The sequence below is a fragment of the bacterium SCSIO 12827 genome, assembly GCA_024397995.1.
GTDB lineage: Bacteria > Pseudomonadota > Alphaproteobacteria > Rhodospirillales > Casp-alpha2 > UBA1479.
The window spans coordinates 3,425,996-3,442,333 of sequence record CP073746.1; the positions used below are offsets into that span (position 1 = coordinate 3,425,996).

A 16,338-nucleotide genomic window follows, 5' to 3' on the forward strand; every position below is an offset into this window, starting at 1 on the left:
TATTGCGTCCTTGAACGCCCTGTCAGGCGGCCTTCATGCGGCGGACGGCGACAAAGCACAGCCCGGCCATGACGGCGGAGAAGGCCGCATTATAGGTCGCCATGGAAAGGCCAAGAAAGACCCAGTCCACGGAATCGCAGGATTTTTCCGGCGGGGCCGACAATCCGGCCATCAGGTCCATGGTCGACCCCAGGGTCGGCAGCGCGCCGCCGCAAACGGCGGACGCCCACCAATGCTGCTCCACGCCTACGTGATAGACCGCGATCCCGGCCCCGATGGCGAAGCCGAGAGCCGCCAGCCCGACCACGGCGCGAACGGCCTTGGCATTGGGGCGCATCATGCAGGCCCCGGCGAACAGGCCGATCACCGCGAACGGAATGCGCTGATAGAGGCAGAGGTTGCAGGGCTCCAGCCCCAGAACGAACTGGGCATGCAGGGCCAGGCCGAGGGCCCCGGCCGATATGGCGAACAGAACAGCCGGGTACCAGCGTTGCAGTTTGGGATCGTCGAGCAAGGATAACATCTCGGTCTCCTACAGCACGAACCTGATAACCACGAATCCGCCGACCAGGAGAATGCAAAAGATCGTGAACAGAAGCCCCAGGCGCCGTTCGATAAAGGCGCGGATGGGTTCCCCGAAATACCACAGCAACCCCGCCACCAGATAAAACCTGAGCCCCCGCGCCAGCACCGAAGCGACACAGAACACCCAGATATCCAGCGACGCCAGGCCGGACAGGATGGTGATGACCTTATAAGGAAAGGGCGTGACCCCCGCGATGAAAACGGCCCAGGCCCCCCCATCCGCATAGGTCTGGCGGAAGGTCTCGAACTTGGCGGTGTAGCCATAGAATTCCAGCATGGGTCGGCCGACCTGATCGAACAGGAAGGCGCCGATGGCGTAGCCCAGCATGCCGCCCAGCACCGAAGCGACCGTGCAGATGAAGGCGATGCGCCAAGCCCGGGCCCGGTCGGCCAGAACCATGGGAATCAGCATCACATCGGGCGGGATGGGAAAGACCGAGCTTTCGATAAAGCTGACGAACGCCAGCCAACGGTCCGCATGGCGATGGCCGGCAAGGGCCAGAATTCGGTCGTAAAGGCGGCGCAGCATGGGCGGAAGGCCCCGTCCCGTCAGTGAAAGCGTCGGGCGCTTCTATCAGGCGACCGGCCTGGAGACAATGGGAACGGCGCCGCACCGATGCCGCCGGAAGACCTGGAATTCGGCCGGAAACGGTTCGCATCCACCCCGCTTTGGGGCTTTGAATTTCGCAAGAGCACCCGTATCCTTTGATCAGAAACATCTAACAAAAGGCAGATACCAATGAACCATCCAACCGCGCCGCTGAAAGGCGATTTCGGCATTTTGATCGATCAAGTCACGCCCGACGACCTGGGCAACCCGGACTTCCAATCCTGGGCCCATGGCCTGTGGCTGGACCATGGCGGGCTGCTCGGCGTTCGGGGGGAGAAGCTGGCCGAATTGACGCCCGCGCAGCTTGTCGCTTGGTCCGAGGTCTTCGGCGTCATCGAGGACAAGATCCAGACGGCGCGCGAGGATAAATCCGTCAAAGGCTTTCCCATCCTGCGCATCGGCAACGTGAAAAACGAGGATGGCAAGATCGTCGCGCAACTGCTGCAGGTGCCGCAGCTGACCAGCGACGCGGACATTCGCTACAACCCGGAAACCCGGCGCCCGGTATGGCATACGGATTCCACGTTCCGCGCGCGGCCGCCGGTCGGCTCCGTCTTCCACTGCCGCAAGGCCCCGCCCGAGGGCGCGGAAACCCTGTTCGCCGACATGCAGGGCGCCTATGCCGCCCTGCCGCCGGCGGAACGGCAGAAACTCGACGGCCTGGAGGCCGTCTGCTCCCTCGCTCATCATGACAAGAAGATCAACAGCTACTCGCCCCATTATCCGGTGCTGACGCCCGAGCAGCGCAAGGAAAACCCGCCCAATCGCGTGCCCATCGTCCTGAACCATCCGATCACCGGCCGGCCGTCGCTGTACGGCCTCAACAGCTCGACCTGCGCCATCGTGCCCAAGGGGCAGGAAGTCGATCCGGCGGACCTGGACAAATGGGATCTGGAAGGCGTGGAAGACGACAGCGTGATGATCTGGCGCAACATGCTGCCCACCGTCACCGGCCCCGACTTCACCGTGAAATGGCAGTGGCAAGCCGGCGACGTCGTCGTCTGGGACAACCGCTCGACGATCCATGCGGGGACCGGCTTCGACTACAGCAAGTACGAACGGGAAATGTGGCGGCTGACGTTGGTGGACGAGGCTCGGGCACGGGCCTGACGGCAGCCGAATTCTTCAAGGGAAGAATGGTGCGGGCGGGGAGAATCGAACTCCCACTTCCTTGCGGAAACCAGATTTTGAGTCTGGCGCGTCTACCAGTTCCGCCACGCCCGCGCACCTTGGAAGGGCGCTGTTCTATCATCCCTTTTGCCGCAAGGTAAACCGCGATGACGCGGTCGCCCTGCAATGGATGCGGATTTTTCCCCGCCTCCAGGCGAACGACCGCGCCCCTATTCCACCACGCGGTAGCCGACACCCTTCATGGTGAGGATCACCGTGGGATTTTTCGGGTCCGGTTCGATCTTGCGGCGCAGCCGTGAAATATAGGTGTCGATGGTGCGGTCGAGGGGCGCGTCGTCAAAACCGCTGATGGCGTCCAACAGGGTATCGCGGCTGACAACCCGCCCGGGGTGCCGCGCCAGAGCCGCCAGGACCAGGAATTCCGAACGGGTGAAGTCGACATCCTCGCCCTTGGGATTTTGCGCCGCATAACCGGCAAGGTTCAGGGTCCAGCCGGAAAACTGCACCACGCCCGGGCCCGGCGCGCTCAACGGGCTGCGCCCGGCGGTGCCGGGCGTCCCCGATTGCGCCCGCGCGATCATGTTCCGGATGCGCAGCAACAGTTCGCCCGGATCGACCCCCTTGGTCAGATAGTCATCGGCGCCCAGTTCCAGCGCCGCCAGGCGCTGTTCCGTGGTGGTGCGGGCACTCAGCACGATGATCGGCACGTTGGACCGGGTCCGCACCTTGCGGATCAGGGTCAGGCCGTCCTCGTCGGGCAGGCCCAGGTCGGTGAGGATCAGGTCCGGGGGACGGGCCTCGATGGCGGTCAGGGCGTCTTCGACGGTCTTAGCGATATCAACGCCATAGCCCTCGGACTTCAGATGGAATTCCAAGAGACCGCTGATCAGCGCGTCGTCTTCAACCAGGAGAATATGTGTGGTCATGGCGCGCAGATTATGAATTTTCAGCCGCCCTCGCCAGTTCAATCCCGTCAGGCTGTGTCAGGTGCGAGTCAGGTTGCCGCCATCACGGGTCAAGGTGCCGCGGCGAGAATGGTGTCACTCCAGAGCCGCCCTTTCGGCCTCTGGTCACAGAACGTGAGCCAACAGAAGAGAGCCGACCATGACCATCTTCCGCCGTATCACCCTCGCCGCCCTTGTCCTGATGTCCACCGCCTTCGTCGGCGCGCAGACGTCCGCGCAGGCCGCCGATGAACTCGCCCAGGTTCGCGTGCCGCGCCTGGACATGCTGATCGACGCCCGCTGCGAAGGGGGTGCTGCCGTGTTCCGCATGAAGAACCGGGGCGACATGTGGCCGAAGACCGGGACGCTGATGGTCGTGACCCATGACGGCGAGACGCTTCTGGCGAAACGCGAGATGCGCTTTGCCGTCAATCAGACCGCGACCGTGAAATTCCTCAAGGCCGCCAAATATCCCGCGGGCGTGACACTGTACATCCAGCCGCGCTGGGAAGACCGTGGATACGGCTCGGGCCTGCGCCTGCGCTGCGGCTGACGCCTCAGGCGGCGTATGCCGCCGCGATGGCCTCCGCATCCAAGCCGTATTTCCGATGCAGATCCTGGACCGTGCCGCATTGGCCGAAGTCCTCGACCCCCAATGCGCTCACCCGATGGCCCAGCACGCCGCCGAGCCATGACAACGTCGCCGGATGGCCGTCGATGACGGTGACCAGCTTGCCTCCCCGCTTGACCGCCCCCAGCAGCTTGGCCGCGTGGCTGTCGGCACCGTTCTTGCGCCAATCGGAATACAGCCGGTCCGGCGAGGTCACGGCGAGCACGCCCGGGCCGTTCTTCCCGGCCAGCGTTTCCGCCGCCGCCATGGCTTCCGGCGCCAGCACGCCCGTATAGACGATGGCGCCCGCGTCTTTTGACGACGGTTGCTTCAACCAATAGGCGCCGGCGATCACCTGATCGGCCAAGGCCTTGTCCATCTTGCGGTCGGGCTGTTCCAGCGGCCGGGTCGACAGGCGCAGATAGACCGAACCGCCGTCCGCCGCCTGCATATGGCTGAAGCCCCAGCGCATGACGGCTTCAAGCTCGTCCGCATAAGTCGGCTCGAAATAGGCCAGGCCCGGCTGCCCCATGCCGATCATCGGCGTGGCGACGGACTGATGGGCGCCGCCTTCAGGGGCCAGGGTCACGCCGGCCGGTGTCGCCACCACCATGAACCGCGCATCCTGGTAACAGGCATAGTTCAGCGCATCCAATCCCCGCTGAATGAACGGATCGTACAGCGTGCCGATGGGCAGCAGGCGTTCGCCGTACAGTTCGTGGCTGAGCCCCAGGGCCGCCAGCGCCAGAAACAGGTTGTTTTCGGCGATGCCCAGTTCCAGGTGCTGGCCTTCGTCGTTGGCGCCCCATTTCTGCACCGACGGCACGTTGACCTTGCGGAAGGTGTCTTCCCGTTCCTCCATGGCGAAGATGCCGCGGCGGTTGACCCAGGGCCCCAGGTTGGTCGACACGGTGACGTCGGGCGAGGTGGTGACGATGCGGTCGGCCAGGTCCTGGTCCGTCGCCGCCAGTTCGAACAAAATCTTGCCGAAGGCTTCCTGGGTCGAGCCCTTGCCCTTGCCCGTTTCCGCCAGCCTGGCCGGCACGGCGACCGGCTTGGCCGACATGCGGCGGGTCTTCGCGCCGGGGCCCATGAAGGGAGTTTGGGCGATGAAATCCTGGAGCGCCTGGGCGCGGTCTTCCATGCCCGCGAAGGGTTCCCACTCCTGGCCTTCCTGGATGCCCAGGTCCTTGCGGAAGCCCGTCAGCTGATCCGGCGTGAGGATGCCCGCGTGGTTATCCTTATGCCCCGCCAACGGCAGGCCCCAGCCTTTGATGGTATAGGCCAGGAAGCAGGTCGGGATGTCGTCATCGGCGGATTTGAACGCCTCGCAGATGGTTTCCAGGCAGTGGCCACCCAGATTGGACATCAGGTCCTGCAATTCGTCGTCCGTATGGGACGCCAGCAGTTCCGGCACCCCCGGTTCGTTGCCGATATCGGCGGTCAGATGGTCGCGCCAGGCCGCGCCCCCCTGGAACGTCAGGGCCGCGTACATATCGTTGGGGCAATCGTTGATCCATTTCTTCAGCGCCTTGCCGCCGGGCCTTTTGAAGGCATCGCGCATCAGCTTGCCGTACTTCATGATGACCACGCGCCATCCGGCGGCGCGGAACAGTCGGTCGATCAGGCGGAACAGCTTGTCGTTGACGACGCCGTCCAGGCTCTGGCGGTTGTAGTCGATGATCCACCAGCAATTGCGCAGGTTATGCTTCCAGCCTTCGAGGATCGCCTCGTACATATTGCCTTCGTCCATTTCGGCATCGCCGACCAGCGCGATCATGCGCCCCGGTTCGCGCGCGCGGACGGATTCGAAATGGCGGCGGGTATAATCCTGGGTCAGGGAGGCGAACATGGTCATGGCCGGGCCCATGCCGACGGAGCCGGTGGAGAAATCGACGTCGTCCGTGTCCTTGGTGCGCGACGGATAGCTTTGCGCCCCGCCGAGGCCGCGGAAGTTTTCAAGCTTGTCCCGCGTCTGATTGCCCATCAGGTACTGGATGGCATGGAACACCGGGCTGGCGTGGGGTTTCACCGCGACCCGGTCCTGCGGGCGCAAGGCATGGAAATACAGCGCCGTCATCAGCGCCGCCGACGACGCGCAGGACGCCTGATGCCCGCCGACTTTGACCTCACCTTTGGCGCGGATGTGGTTGGCGTTATGGATGGTCCAGGTCGACAGCCACAGGATGCGTTTCTGCAGATCACTCAGACAGGCCAGGGTGTCCGCGTCGGGGCCGGCACCCGGATTGGGTTCGATCATCAGGTGGTTCGGGGTGTCGAGAGGGGCCATGGGGGTCTCCGGGCGGAAAGGATGCGGAAGCGCATTATCTGGCGCAATCCTACGCCAAAATATCAGGTATTTCCTTGCGATCTGAGGCGTTGAATGGAATATTTACGCAATAAATTAGTTATTCCCGGCTAGAAATTGGTGAAATATGCCAGATATTGACCTTGATGCCATCGACCGCCGCATCCTCACGGCGATCCAGACCAACGCCCGCATGCGCAACGTCGATCTGGCAGAGGCCGTGGGCCTGTCGGCCTCGCCCTGCCTGCGTCGGGTCAAGCGTCTGGAGGACGCGGGCGTGATCCGCGACTACGTCACCCTGGTTGATCAGCAGGCCGTGGGCCTGCCGGTGTCGATCTTCATCAGCGTGACCCTGGAACGGCAGGTGGAAAAGGCGCTGGAGGAGTTCGAGGCGACCATCCGGTCCTGGCCCGAGGTCATGGAATGCTACCTGATGACCGGCGACGCGGATTACCTGCTGCGGGTGGTCACGGCGGACCTTTCCGCTTACGAGCGGTTTTTGATGGACCGGCTGACGCGGGTCACCGGCGTCGCCTCCATCAAGTCGAGCTTTTCACTGAAACAGGTGGTTTACCGCACAGCTCTGCCGGTGGCGGTTTAAGGCCGCCCTGGCAACGCTATTTCTTTTTATCGACGTCGATGTAGCCGCGCTCGATCGCGGTTTCGATCATCTGCGCCCCATGGATCAACTCGTCGTATGAGCGGCGCAGCAGGTTCAGTTCGCGCACCTGATCTTCCGACGGCAGGTTGTCCGTGCCGTGGGCCAGATCGATGAGGCTTTTGATGTAAAGCCCCCGCGCCTTGGCCACCAGCTTGAAATAAGGGGTCAGTTCGGACACGGACACGTTGGGCACCAGGTCGTGGATCGTCTCGCGGTTGATGTCGCGCAGAATGCCATGCATTTCCATGCGCGCGCGGCCGATATCCCGTTCGTCACTAGGCATTGGATGGACTCCCGAAAAGGTTTGATCCTTGCCCCGACGTTACGCCGAAGCGGGCCCGCCGCCAATGCGCGAAATCAAGTCCCTGAATTGGGCCTTTGGGCGCCGGTCAATCCAGCGGCAGGTCTTCTTCCAGGATCGCGATTTGCAGGGAGTAGGAGACTTCGCCCTCGTCCTCGTCGCGGTGCAGAACGCCAACGAACTGTTCACCCAGATAGACCTCGACCGGATGGCCTTCCTTCTTCGGCGGCTTGACCGTGAAGCGGTTGTTGTCGAAGGCGCTGCGCAGATACTGCTGCAGGCGGGCGATTTCCGATAATTTCATGGCGATGGGGCCTTCCCTGTCTTTATTGCGATTGTGCCGGGCGTGGCGTGCATGAATGCACGATCATAGCCGACTTTTCAAATATCCAGCACCAGCGCCGTTTTCGGCACGGAACAGCAGATCAAAATCTCGTCCGGCGCATCCGGCTGATAGACGCCGTCGTCGCTGTATTCGATGTCGCCTTCGATCTTGCGGCATTGGCAGGTCGTGCAGATGCCCGACCGGCAGCTGTAGGCGAGCACCAAATCCAGGCTTTCCGCCAGTTCCAGGATGTTGTCGTGGGATCCGTCCCAGGTGCCGGTCACGCCCGAGCGACGGAATTCGACGGTCAGTTTCTCAGTCATTTGCGCCCCTGACCGCGGCCAATACCGCGTCCGTGACCTGGCGGGTGGTGGCGTTGCCGCCAAGATCCGGCGACACCGCCTCGCGCGATCCCGTGACCCGCTCGACCGCCGCCATCAGGCGCTTGGCGGCGGCGGGTTCGCCCAGGTGTTCCAGCAACATGACACCCGACCAGAAGCAGCCGATGGGATTGGCGACCCCCTTGCCGATGATGTCGAAGGCGGAGCCGTGGATCGGCTCGAACATGGACGGGAAATCGCGTTCCGGCCGCAGGTTGGCCGTGGGCGCGATGCCGAGCGATCCGGTCAGCGCCGCCGCCAGGTCCGACAGCACGTCGGCGTGCAGGTTGGTGGCGACGATGGTGTCCAGCGTCTCCGGCTTCAGCACCATGCGCGTGGTCATGGCATCGACCAACATCTTGTCCGTTTCGACGTCCGGGAAATCCTTGCGCACGACTTCGAACACGTCGTCCCAGAACACCATGCCGTGACGCTGGGCGTTGGATTTGGTGACCAGAGTCAGCTTCTTTCGAGGGCGTGAGCGGGCCAATTCCAGGGCGAAGCGCTGAATGCGCTCGACACCCGCGCGGGTGAACACGGCAACATCCATGCCGACCTCTTCCGCAAGACCCGTATGCACGCGGCCGCCGACGCCGGCGTATTCGCCTTCGGAATTTTCCCGCACGATGACCCAGTCCAGGTCGCCGGGCTTGACGTTCTTCAGCGGACCGTCGATGCCTGGCAGCAGGCGCGACGGGCGCACGTTGGCGTATTGATCCAGGGTCTGGCAGATCTTCAGGCGCAGGCCCCAGAGAGTGATGTGGTCGGGAATATTCGGGTCGCCGGCGGAGCCGAAATAGATGGCGTCGAAGGGCTTAAGCGTCTCGACCCCGTCTTCCGGCATCATCACGCCGTGCTTGCGGTAATAATCACCGCCCCAGGGGAAGGTTTCGACCTTGAGCGAGAACCCGCCGTCCTTTTCCGCGACCGCGTTCAGGACCTCGACACCGGCCTCGACGACTTCCGGCCCGATCCCGTCTCCGCCGATGGCGGCAATTCGGTATTCACCCATGGTCTAATTTTCTCCATAATTTAATCGGATGTTTCCCATTAATGGGCTTGAATAGTGGAATTTCCGCTGTGGTCAAGTTGTGCCTGGGCGGAAATGGTAAAATTCCCCGGCTAAGATACTGGAAATATAAGCGGCGAACCTGGACATATGCCTCGATTAAATCAGCACACCGCCTGGACCATTTTTGTCGATTGGTGCCAGAACCGGGGGCTTCGCCCCCTGCCGGCCAACCCGTGGACGGTGGCCGCCTATGCCCGCTGGTGCGAAACCAATCACCACTACCAGACCATCGTCAACATGGTGAAGGCGATCGCCAAGGAGCACATGCGCAAGTCGCGCAAGCGGCCCGACCGTCATCCCCTGGTGACGCGCACCCTCAACCTGATCGCCAAGCGCGAGGAGGAACGGGAAGAAGACAAGGTCCAGGCCGCCGCCCTGTTCCCGGAAGAAGATTTCGTTTCCGCCAAGGCCGCCGAAACCACGACCGCCCGCGTTCAGCGCGAGGTTCACACCCGCACCCAGGACGCTGCCAAGGGCCTGCGCCGAGCCTTGCGGGCCACGCCCAAACTGGTGTCACGCCGACCGTCCCTGACCTGACCCGCGCCGGGCAGACCGCCCCCACCCCCCTATTCGATATTCAGCCGGCGTTCGATGCGGAAGGTTTCCTTGCCGCCGTCCTTGGTCGTGCGTTCCAGAACGGCAACACCGAGATAGCTGCCCGCGTGCCAGTCCACGGTCTTGCGCTTGCCGACGAAGCGCATGTGCCGCGCCTGATTTTTATCCAAGGTAAAGGTCTTGGCCGCGATCTTGCGATCCTTGGGGCCGGTGAAGGTCAGGGTCAGGCGGTCACCTTGTTCAACCCAGAAGGCATCGACCCAGAAGGCCAGCAGCGGCGCCTTGGCCGACAACTTGGTGTCGCGGTAGAACCCCCGGCGCAGCGCGATGGGATTGACCTCGACCGGCGCGAAACCGGCGTCGTAAAGCGCCGTCGGCGTGCCCTTGAGCTGGCCCAGGGTACGTGAATCCCACAGCGGTGACGGCCCGGCGCCGCAGTTCGACGCACGCTGGACCCCGACGAAGGGGTCCACGATCTTGCCGTTCAGGCGCACGCCCAGGTGGATATGGGGAAATTCGGCCAGACCGGAGGAACCGACGGAGCCCAGCCTGTCGCCCTTTTCCACCCGCTGATCCGGCCGCACGGTGAGCGAGCCGCGCCGAAGGTGGCAATAAAAGGTTTCCCAGCCGCCGTCATGGCCGATGGCGATGAAATTGCCGCAGCCCTGGGACATCACCGCGTCGTGGCCGACCAGGGACGCGTCGCCGTCCAACATGCCGTCACGCAAACGCCGCACCGTGCCGGCCGCCGCCGCGACCACGGGCACGCCGTCTTCCATCGTGGAATAGTCGCGGATGGCAATGTCGACGCCCGTATGACCGTTGTAACTATGGGCATCGCAGGCATAGTCGCGAACACCGGGGCCGGGATCGTGGTCGACATGGTTGACCAGCCAGCAGGTCCGCCCCGGATCGCAGATCAGCGGCAAGCCCAGGGACGGCTGATCGGCGGCGCGCAGCGGGGCTGCGGACATGAGGCCCGCCACCAGCAGAATTGCCGCCAAAATCATGGAAAACCGGGGAATTTCAATGAACCGCACAGCACTGTCCCTTTCCCGGGCATGCTACACGGGCGGCTCCGCGCGACAAAACATTCCCTTGCCCGGCTTAATATTGCGATGCAATATACGAACGCTGCACCGCGAAATCCCACCAGATGTCAGAAAAACCCAATCCAACGGTGTATTGGAGCGCTTAAAATCATGGACACCCACGCCGTCACCGCCCTCGACAAACTCCACGGTTTCTACTTCGAAGACTTGGAGGTCGGGCAGAGCGACGAGTATTCCCGGACCATTTCCGAATCCGACATCCTGATCTTCGCGGGCGTGTCCGGCGACACCAACCCGGTGCACCTGAACCACGAATTCGCCTCGGAAACCATGTTCGAGGGCTGTATCGCCCACGGGCTGTTGACCGCCAGCTATATCTCCACCGTGATCGGCACCAAGATGCCGGGGCCGGGCTGCATCTATGTCGGCCAGACGTTGAAGTTCAAGGGCCCGGTCAAGGCCGGCGACACGGTCATCGCACGGGCGACGATCATGGAAAAGATCGACGCCAAGAAGTTCGTCAAGATCCAGACCCAATGCCTGGTCGGCGACAAGGTCGTGCTGGACGGTGAAGCCACCATCATGGTGCCGTCGCGCAGCAAATAACCCAATCCGGATCCGGTCCCTGAACGGCGGATCAGGCCGGGGTTGACCGGGTCGGCACCTGCGGGCACCTTCACCGGCATCATGCGTATTTTTCGCCATTACCAGAACATCCCCGACGACGCCCGGGGCGCCGTGGTCGCCATCGGCAATTTCGACGGCGTGCACCTGGGCCACCGCGCCGTGATCGGCGAGGCCGGGGCCATCGCCCATGCCACCGCCCGGCCCTGGGGTGTCTTGACCTTCGAGCCCCACCCCCGCGCCTTCTTCGCCCCCGGCAGCCCGCCTTTCCGCCTGACCCCGTTTCACGCCAAAGCGCGGCTGATTTTCGGGCTCGGCGTGGACACCATCTTCGTGCAGCAGTTCAACAAGGCGTTTTCGTCGCTCACGGCCGAGGACTTCATCGAAACCGTGCTGGTCGGCGGCATCGGCGCCCGGCATGTCGTCTGCGGCTATGATTTCGTGTTCGGCAAGGGCCGGGGCGGCAACGCCGAGATGCTGCTGGGCTTCGGCAAGCGCCTGGGTTTTGATTTCACGGCCGTGCGCGCCCAGACCTTCGCGGGCGGCGACAGCGCCGAAACCGCCTATTCCTCCACCGGCGTGCGTGAGGCCCTGCAATCAGGCAACCCCCAGGCCGCCGCCCACATCCTGGGCCGCCCATTCGAGATCGAGGGCCGGGTCATCGAAGGCCATCAACGCGGGCGCACCATCGGCTTTCCCACCGCGAACCTGGCGCTGGGCACCTATCTTCGGCCCGCCAGAGGCGTCTACGCCGTGCGCGTGCGCGTCGGCGAGGGCAAGGAAGGCAAGGAATATGCCGGTGTCGCCAATATCGGAAAGCGCCCGACCTTCGCCGGCGAGGCCGATTTGCTGGAGGTCTTTCTGTTCGATTTCACCGGCGATCTTTACGGCCAGCGGCTCGGTGTGCAGCTGGTCGAATTCCTGCGCCCGGAAAAGAAGTTTGACGGCATCGACCAATTGAAGGCACAAATCGCCGCGGACAGCGACCAAGCGCGCCAAATTTTATCGAAAACAGAGCCATGACCGTCGATTACAAAGCCACCGTGTTCCTGCCCCGAACCGACTTTCCCATGAAGGCCGGTCTGGCCGCCAAGGAGCCGGACATCATTCAGAAGTGGGAAGAGGTCGGCCTCTACCAGCTTCTGCGCGAAGATGCCAAGGGTCGCCCGCCCTTCGTGCTGCACGACGGCCCGCCCTACGCCAACGGCAACCTGCACATCGGCCATGCGCTGAACAAAATCCTCAAGGACGTGATCGTGCGCGCCCAGCAGATGATGGGCAAAAACGCCAACTACGTGCCCGGCTGGGACTGCCACGGCCTGCCCATCGAATGGAAGATCGAGGAACAGTACCGCGCCCAGGGCAAGGATAAGGACCAGGTTCCGGTCGTCGAATTCCGCCAGGAATGCCGCGATTTCGCGCAACATTGGATCGGTGTGCAGCGCGACGAGTTCAAGCGCCTGGGCGTTATCGGCGACTGGGCCAATCCCTACACCACCATGAGTTTCCCGGCGGAAGCCCAGATCGTGCGCGAACTGTTGAAGTTCCTGGACAACGGATTGCTCTACCGCGGCTCCAAGCCGGTGATGTGGTCGGTGGTCGAAAAAACCGCCCTGGCCGAAGCCGAGGTCGAATACCACGACCATGAATCGGACACGATCTGGGTGAAATTCCCGGTGGTGTCCGGCGACGGCGAATTGTCCGACGCCGCGGTCGTGATCTGGACGACGACCCCCTGGACCATTCCCGGCAACCGGGCGATCTGCTTTTCCAAACGCATCAGTTATGGCCTGTACGAGGTCACGGCGGCGGCGGAAGACAATTGGGCCAAGCCCGGCGACAAGCTGGTTCTGGCCGACGCCCTGGCCGCCGACGTCATGAAATCCGCCCGGGTCGAGGCGTATGAGCGCCGCAGCGACGTCGCCGCCGACACGCTGGCCGGCCTGACCTGCGCCCATCCCCTGCGCGGCATGGGATATGAATTCGACGTGCCGCTGTTGGACGGCGACCATGTCACGGAAGAAACGGGCACGGGCTTCGTCCATACCGCCCCCGGCCACGGGCGCGAGGATTTCGAGGCCTGGACCGGGTCCGGCAAGCTTTTGGCCGAACGCGGCATCGATCCGCACATCCCCTATACGGTCGATGCCGACGGCCGCTTTACCGCCGAGGCCCCTGCTTTCGAAGGCGGCCAGGTCATCACCGAGCACGGCAAGAAGGGCGACGCCAACGACCGCGTCATCAAGGCCCTGGTCGACGGCGGCAAGCTGATCGCGCGGGGACGGCTAAAACACCAGTACCCCCATTCCTGGCGCTCCAAGAAGCCGGTGATCTTCCGAAACACGCCGCAATGGTTCATCGCCATGGACCGGGATTTCGCCGTGCCGAACGGCAGCGGCCAGGCCAGCCTGCGCGACATCGCGCTGGGCGCCATCGACCAGACCCAGTTCGTGCCCGGCGGCGGACAGGCCCGCCTGCACGCCATGATCCAGAACCGCCCGGACTGGGTGATTTCCCGCCAGCGCGCCTGGGGCGTGCCGATCACCGTGTTCGTGCACAAGGAAACGGGCGATCTTCTCAACGATCCGGCGGTCAACGCCCGCATCGTCGACGCGGTCGAGGCCGAAGGCGCCGACGCCTGGTTCGCGTCCGAGCCCGCGCGCTTCCTCGGCAACGATTACAGCGCCGACGACTACGACCAGGTCATGGACATCCTCGACGTGTGGTTCGATTCCGGATCGACCCATTCCTTCGTCCTGGAACACCGCGACGACCTCACCTGGCCCGCCGCCCTCTACCTGGAAGGCACGGACCAGCACCGCGGTTGGTTCCATTCCTCATTGCTGGAATCCTGCGGCACCGGGGGACGCGCCCCCTATGACGCGGTGCTGACCCACGGCTTCGTCATGGCCGAGGACGGCCAGAAGATGTCGAAGTCGCTCGGCAACATCACCGCTCCGCAGGACGTCTGCAATCAGCACGGCGCCGACATCCTGCGCCTTTGGGTCGTCGGGTCGAACTACTCCGAGGACCTGCGCATCGGGCCGGAAATCGTCAAATTCCATGCCGACATCTACCGCCGCCTGCGCAACACGCTGCGCTATCTCTTGGGCAATCTGGACGGCTTCAACGCCGCCGAGCGCCTGGACCCGGCCGAGATGCCGGAACTGGAGCGCTGGGTGCTGACCCGCCTGTGGCGGCTCGACAAGATGCTGCGCGGCGCCTGCGACAGCTTCGAATTCCACGGCGTGTTCACGGAACTGCACAATTTCTGCGCCGTCGATCTGTCGGCCTTCTATTTCGACATCCGCAAGGACACCCTGTACTGCGACCGCGCCGATTCCCTCGAACGCCGGGCGGCCCGCACCATGCTGGACGAACTGTTCAATTGCCTGACCGCCTGGCTGGCGCCGTTCCTGTGCTTCACGGCCGAGGAAGCCTGGCAGGCGCGCCTCGGTCAGCCCGACGCCGCCGACAGCGTCCACCGCCGCCAGTTCCCGGAAATCCCCGACAGTTGGAACGATGAAGCGCTGGAAGCCAAATGGCGCACCGTGCGCCAGGTCCGCCGCGCCGTGACCGGGGCGCTGGAACTGGAACGGGCGGAAAAACGCATCGGCGCCTCCCTGCAGGCTCATGTCACCGTCCATGTCACGGCGGAACAGGCGGCGGCTCTCAACGGCCTCGACCTTGCCCAGACCTTCATCACCTCGTCGGGCGAAATCACCACCGCCCCGGCGCCCGAAGGGGCCTTCACCATGCCGGAAGCCCCCGGCGTCGCCGTCGTGCCGGTGCTGGCCACGGGCGAGAAGTGCGAACGCTGCTGGAAGGTGCTCGACGACGTGGGCACGGACACGGACCATCCGACGATCTGCACGCGCTGTGCCGACGCCGTGCGCCATTCGCCCCTGGCCGCCGAATAGACGGCAGGCGGCGGACCCTTGGCCGAACCCCATATCACGCTGCGCCGCCAGGGCCTGGGGCTTGCCTTCCTGGTCATCGTTCTTGATCAGATCAGCAAATGGTGGGTACTGACCGACATCATGAACCCACCCCGGGTCATTGAAGTCACGCCCTTCGCCAATCTGGTCCTAGTATGGAATCGGGGCGTCAGCTTCGGCCTGTTCAACACGCAGTCGGATTACGGCCCCTGGATTCTGGCCGCCGTGGCGGTTGGCGTTTCCGCCATTCTGGCGGTCTGGCTGTTCCGCGGACCGGAGCGCATTGTCGGCTGGGGAATCGGGCTGATCCTGGGGGGTGCCTTGGGCAATGTCATCGATCGCCTGGTCCATGGCGCCGTCGTCGATTTCGTCGATTTGCACGTGGGCGGCGCCCATTGGCCTGCTTTCAACGTCGCCGACAGCGCGATCACGGTGGGGGCGGTGCTTCTGATCCTTGATTCCTTGTTTCACCGGGATAAATCATCGTAGATTGGCATGCCTCGGCGGGGGCCGGAACGGTAAGCCGTCCCGCGAAAATCACCCCAGGGCGCAACCTGTTGAGCATGAAACGGCGGGCATGAAACAACAAACGGCACGAACGACGGGCATTCTTCTGGTGCTGATGATGGCGTTCAGCCTGAGTGCCTGCGATTCCGTGAAGCGCGCGATTTCCGGCGGCAAGAAGGCCCCCGACGAATTCGCCGTCTACAAGCGCCCGCCTTTGTCGCTGCCGCCCGATTATGCGCTGCGCCCGCCCGAGCCGGGACGCGAACAGCTTGAAACATACAGCCCGCGCGACCAGGCCCGCGCCGCCATGCTGCGCCGCCCGGTGCAGGCGCAGCCGCTTGCCGCAACCACGCCGGGCCTGACCGTGCTGATGGACAAGATGGGCACCGCCGATGCCGATCCCGCCATCCGTCAACTCGTCGACCAGGAAACGCTCGCGCTGTCCGAAGAGGACCGCCGCCTGATCGACAAACTGATCTTCTGGGTCGACGACCCGAAATATTCAGGCACCGTGGTCGACCCGGCGGCCGAACAGCGCCGCCTGCTGGAAACCCAGGCGTTGGGCAAGCCGGTCAACGAAGGCAAGACGCCCGAGATCAAGCGCGAGACCCGCAAGAAGGGCATTCTCGGATTCTAGCCGAAAGCCCGCAAAAAGCGTCTATCCGCCTTGAAATCGCCGTGATCTCGACGACAATCTCGATAATGGCAATTCCCATGTTTCCGGGCCCCCTCTTC

The 16,338-nt window shown here is 63.7% G+C and carries 18 protein-coding genes and 1 tRNA gene; 9 read left to right on the forward strand and 10 right to left on the reverse strand.

Going from position 1 to position 16,338, the window contains the following annotated elements:
- Window positions 1-22 precede the first annotated feature (22 nt).
- A complete protein-coding gene (locus KFF05_16000; protein ID UTW51392.1) occupies window positions 23-523 on the reverse strand; it encodes a disulfide bond formation protein B in 501 nt (166 codons plus the stop codon).
- Window positions 524-532: 9 nt separating this feature from the next.
- Window positions 533-1,114 carry a DedA family protein gene (locus tag KFF05_16005; protein UTW51393.1) on the reverse strand — a complete coding sequence of 194 codons (582 nt, stop codon included), beginning with the start codon at window positions 1,112-1,114 and terminating at the stop codon, window positions 533-535.
- A 210-nt stretch (window positions 1,115-1,324) separates the two neighbouring features.
- Here KFF05_16005 and KFF05_16010 point away from each other — a divergent pair, with 210 nt between their 5' ends.
- Window positions 1,325-2,305 carry a TauD/TfdA family dioxygenase gene (locus KFF05_16010; GenBank protein ID UTW51394.1) on the forward strand — a complete coding sequence of 327 codons (981 nt, stop codon included), beginning with the start codon at window positions 1,325-1,327 and terminating at the stop codon, window positions 2,303-2,305.
- Window positions 2,306-2,332: 27 nt separating this feature from the next.
- Here KFF05_16010 and KFF05_16015 read toward each other — a convergent pair.
- A tRNA-Leu gene (locus tag KFF05_16015) sits at window positions 2,333-2,419 on the reverse strand.
- A gap of 116 nt (window positions 2,420-2,535) precedes the next feature.
- Window positions 2,536-3,252, reverse strand: a complete 717-nt coding sequence (locus KFF05_16020; protein ID UTW51395.1) for a response regulator transcription factor — start codon at window positions 3,250-3,252, stop codon at window positions 2,536-2,538.
- A 178-nt stretch (window positions 3,253-3,430) separates the two neighbouring features.
- Between KFF05_16020 and KFF05_16025 the strand changes: the two genes are divergently transcribed.
- Entirely contained in the window at window positions 3,431-3,823 is a 393-nt protein-coding gene (locus KFF05_16025) for a hypothetical protein (GenBank protein ID UTW51396.1), read from the forward strand.
- Between the two features lie 4 nt (window positions 3,824-3,827).
- On the opposite strand, the gene KFF05_16030 is transcribed toward KFF05_16025, so the two are convergent.
- A complete protein-coding gene (locus tag KFF05_16030) occupies window positions 3,828-6,140 on the reverse strand; it encodes a transketolase (GenBank protein ID UTW53753.1) in 2,313 nt (770 codons plus the stop codon).
- 175 nt (window positions 6,141-6,315) lie between these two features.
- Between KFF05_16030 and KFF05_16035 the strand changes: the two genes are divergently transcribed.
- A complete protein-coding gene (locus tag KFF05_16035; GenBank protein ID UTW51397.1) occupies window positions 6,316-6,789 on the forward strand; it encodes an Lrp/AsnC family transcriptional regulator in 474 nt (157 codons plus the stop codon).
- Window positions 6,790-6,805: 16 nt separating this feature from the next.
- Here the strand turns inward: KFF05_16035 and KFF05_16040 are convergent, their stop codons facing one another.
- From KFF05_16040 to KFF05_16055, 4 genes are all read right to left on the reverse strand, one after another.
- A complete protein-coding gene (locus tag KFF05_16040; protein UTW51398.1) occupies window positions 6,806-7,132 on the reverse strand; it encodes a hypothetical protein in 327 nt (108 codons plus the stop codon).
- 106 nt (window positions 7,133-7,238) lie between these two features.
- Window positions 7,239-7,454, reverse strand: coding sequence for a DUF3126 family protein (locus tag KFF05_16045; GenBank protein ID UTW51399.1), 216 nt, complete (start codon window positions 7,452-7,454; stop codon window positions 7,239-7,241).
- Between the two features lie 77 nt (window positions 7,455-7,531).
- The gene (locus KFF05_16050) at window positions 7,532-7,798 is read right to left on the reverse strand and encodes a 2Fe-2S iron-sulfur cluster binding domain-containing protein (protein UTW51400.1); all 267 of its coding nucleotides are present in this window, start codon (window positions 7,796-7,798) and stop codon (window positions 7,532-7,534) included.
- Window positions 7,791-8,867, reverse strand: a complete 1,077-nt coding sequence (locus KFF05_16055) for a tartrate dehydrogenase (protein ID UTW51401.1) — start codon at window positions 8,865-8,867, stop codon at window positions 7,791-7,793. The genes KFF05_16050 and KFF05_16055 overlap by 8 nt, the downstream gene beginning before the upstream one ends.
- Before the next feature lie 147 nt (window positions 8,868-9,014).
- Here KFF05_16055 and KFF05_16060 point away from each other — a divergent pair, with 147 nt between their 5' ends.
- Complete coding sequence (locus KFF05_16060; GenBank protein UTW51402.1) at window positions 9,015-9,464, forward strand: hypothetical protein; 450 nt, start codon at window positions 9,015-9,017, stop codon at window positions 9,462-9,464.
- A 29-nt stretch (window positions 9,465-9,493) separates the two neighbouring features.
- On the opposite strand, the gene KFF05_16065 is transcribed toward KFF05_16060, so the two are convergent.
- Window positions 9,494-10,522 carry a M23 family metallopeptidase gene (locus KFF05_16065; GenBank protein UTW51403.1) on the reverse strand — a complete coding sequence of 343 codons (1,029 nt, stop codon included), beginning with the start codon at window positions 10,520-10,522 and terminating at the stop codon, window positions 9,494-9,496.
- A 162-nt stretch (window positions 10,523-10,684) separates the two neighbouring features.
- Here KFF05_16065 and KFF05_16070 point away from each other — a divergent pair, with 162 nt between their 5' ends.
- The 5 genes from KFF05_16070 to KFF05_16090 all read left to right on the forward strand — a co-directional run bounded on the left by KFF05_16070 (window position 10,685) and on the right by KFF05_16090 (window position 16,240).
- Complete coding sequence (locus KFF05_16070) at window positions 10,685-11,140, forward strand: MaoC family dehydratase (protein UTW51404.1); 456 nt, start codon at window positions 10,685-10,687, stop codon at window positions 11,138-11,140.
- A gap of 81 nt (window positions 11,141-11,221) precedes the next feature.
- On the forward strand, window positions 11,222-12,181 hold the full coding sequence (locus KFF05_16075) for a bifunctional riboflavin kinase/FAD synthetase (GenBank protein UTW53754.1): 960 nt from the start codon (window positions 11,222-11,224) through the stop codon (window positions 12,179-12,181).
- Window positions 12,178-15,078, forward strand: coding sequence for an isoleucine--tRNA ligase (locus KFF05_16080; protein ID UTW51405.1), 2,901 nt, complete (start codon window positions 12,178-12,180; stop codon window positions 15,076-15,078). Before KFF05_16075 ends, KFF05_16080 begins: the two co-directional genes overlap by 4 nt.
- Before the next feature lie 39 nt (window positions 15,079-15,117).
- Window positions 15,118-15,585, forward strand: a complete 468-nt coding sequence (locus KFF05_16085; GenBank protein UTW53755.1) for a lipoprotein signal peptidase — start codon at window positions 15,118-15,120, stop codon at window positions 15,583-15,585.
- A gap of 88 nt (window positions 15,586-15,673) precedes the next feature.
- Window positions 15,674-16,240, forward strand: coding sequence for a DUF3035 domain-containing protein (locus tag KFF05_16090; GenBank protein ID UTW51406.1), 567 nt, complete (start codon window positions 15,674-15,676; stop codon window positions 16,238-16,240).
- The last annotated feature ends 98 nt before the right edge of the window (window positions 16,241-16,338 follow it).

What these genes read in the sequence shown, in the direction of transcription:
- KFF05_16000 (UTW51392.1), bottom strand. Translation starts at nt 523, where the DNA reads ATGTTATCCTTGCTCGACGATCCCAAACTGCAACGCTGGTACCCGGCT.
- KFF05_16005 (UTW51393.1), bottom strand. Translation starts at nt 1,114, where the DNA reads ATGCTGCGCCGCCTTTACGACCGAATTCTGGCCCTTGCCGGCCATCGC.
- KFF05_16010 (UTW51394.1), top strand. Translation starts at nt 1,325, where the DNA reads ATGAACCATCCAACCGCGCCGCTGAAAGGCGATTTCGGCATTTTGATC.
- KFF05_16020 (UTW51395.1), bottom strand. Translation starts at nt 3,252, where the DNA reads ATGACCACACATATTCTCCTGGTTGAAGACGACGCGCTGATCAGCGGT.
- KFF05_16025 (UTW51396.1), top strand. Translation starts at nt 3,431, where the DNA reads ATGACCATCTTCCGCCGTATCACCCTCGCCGCCCTTGTCCTGATGTCC.
- KFF05_16030 (UTW53753.1), bottom strand. Translation starts at nt 6,140, where the DNA reads ATGATCGAACCCAATCCGGGTGCCGGCCCCGACGCGGACACCCTGGCC.
- KFF05_16035 (UTW51397.1), top strand. Translation starts at nt 6,316, where the DNA reads ATGCCAGATATTGACCTTGATGCCATCGACCGCCGCATCCTCACGGCG.
- KFF05_16040 (UTW51398.1), bottom strand. Translation starts at nt 7,132, where the DNA reads ATGCCTAGTGACGAACGGGATATCGGCCGCGCGCGCATGGAAATGCAT.
- KFF05_16045 (UTW51399.1), bottom strand. Translation starts at nt 7,454, where the DNA reads ATGAAATTATCGGAAATCGCCCGCCTGCAGCAGTATCTGCGCAGCGCC.
- KFF05_16050 (UTW51400.1), bottom strand. Translation starts at nt 7,798, where the DNA reads ATGACTGAGAAACTGACCGTCGAATTCCGTCGCTCGGGCGTGACCGGC.
- KFF05_16055 (UTW51401.1), bottom strand. Translation starts at nt 8,867, where the DNA reads ATGGGTGAATACCGAATTGCCGCCATCGGCGGAGACGGGATCGGGCCG.
- KFF05_16060 (UTW51402.1), top strand. Translation starts at nt 9,015, where the DNA reads ATGCCTCGATTAAATCAGCACACCGCCTGGACCATTTTTGTCGATTGG.
- KFF05_16070 (UTW51404.1), top strand. Translation starts at nt 10,685, where the DNA reads ATGGACACCCACGCCGTCACCGCCCTCGACAAACTCCACGGTTTCTAC.
- KFF05_16075 (UTW53754.1), top strand. Translation starts at nt 11,222, where the DNA reads ATGCGTATTTTTCGCCATTACCAGAACATCCCCGACGACGCCCGGGGC.
- KFF05_16080 (UTW51405.1), top strand. Translation starts at nt 12,178, where the DNA reads ATGACCGTCGATTACAAAGCCACCGTGTTCCTGCCCCGAACCGACTTT.
- KFF05_16090 (UTW51406.1), top strand. Translation starts at nt 15,674, where the DNA reads ATGAAACAACAAACGGCACGAACGACGGGCATTCTTCTGGTGCTGATG.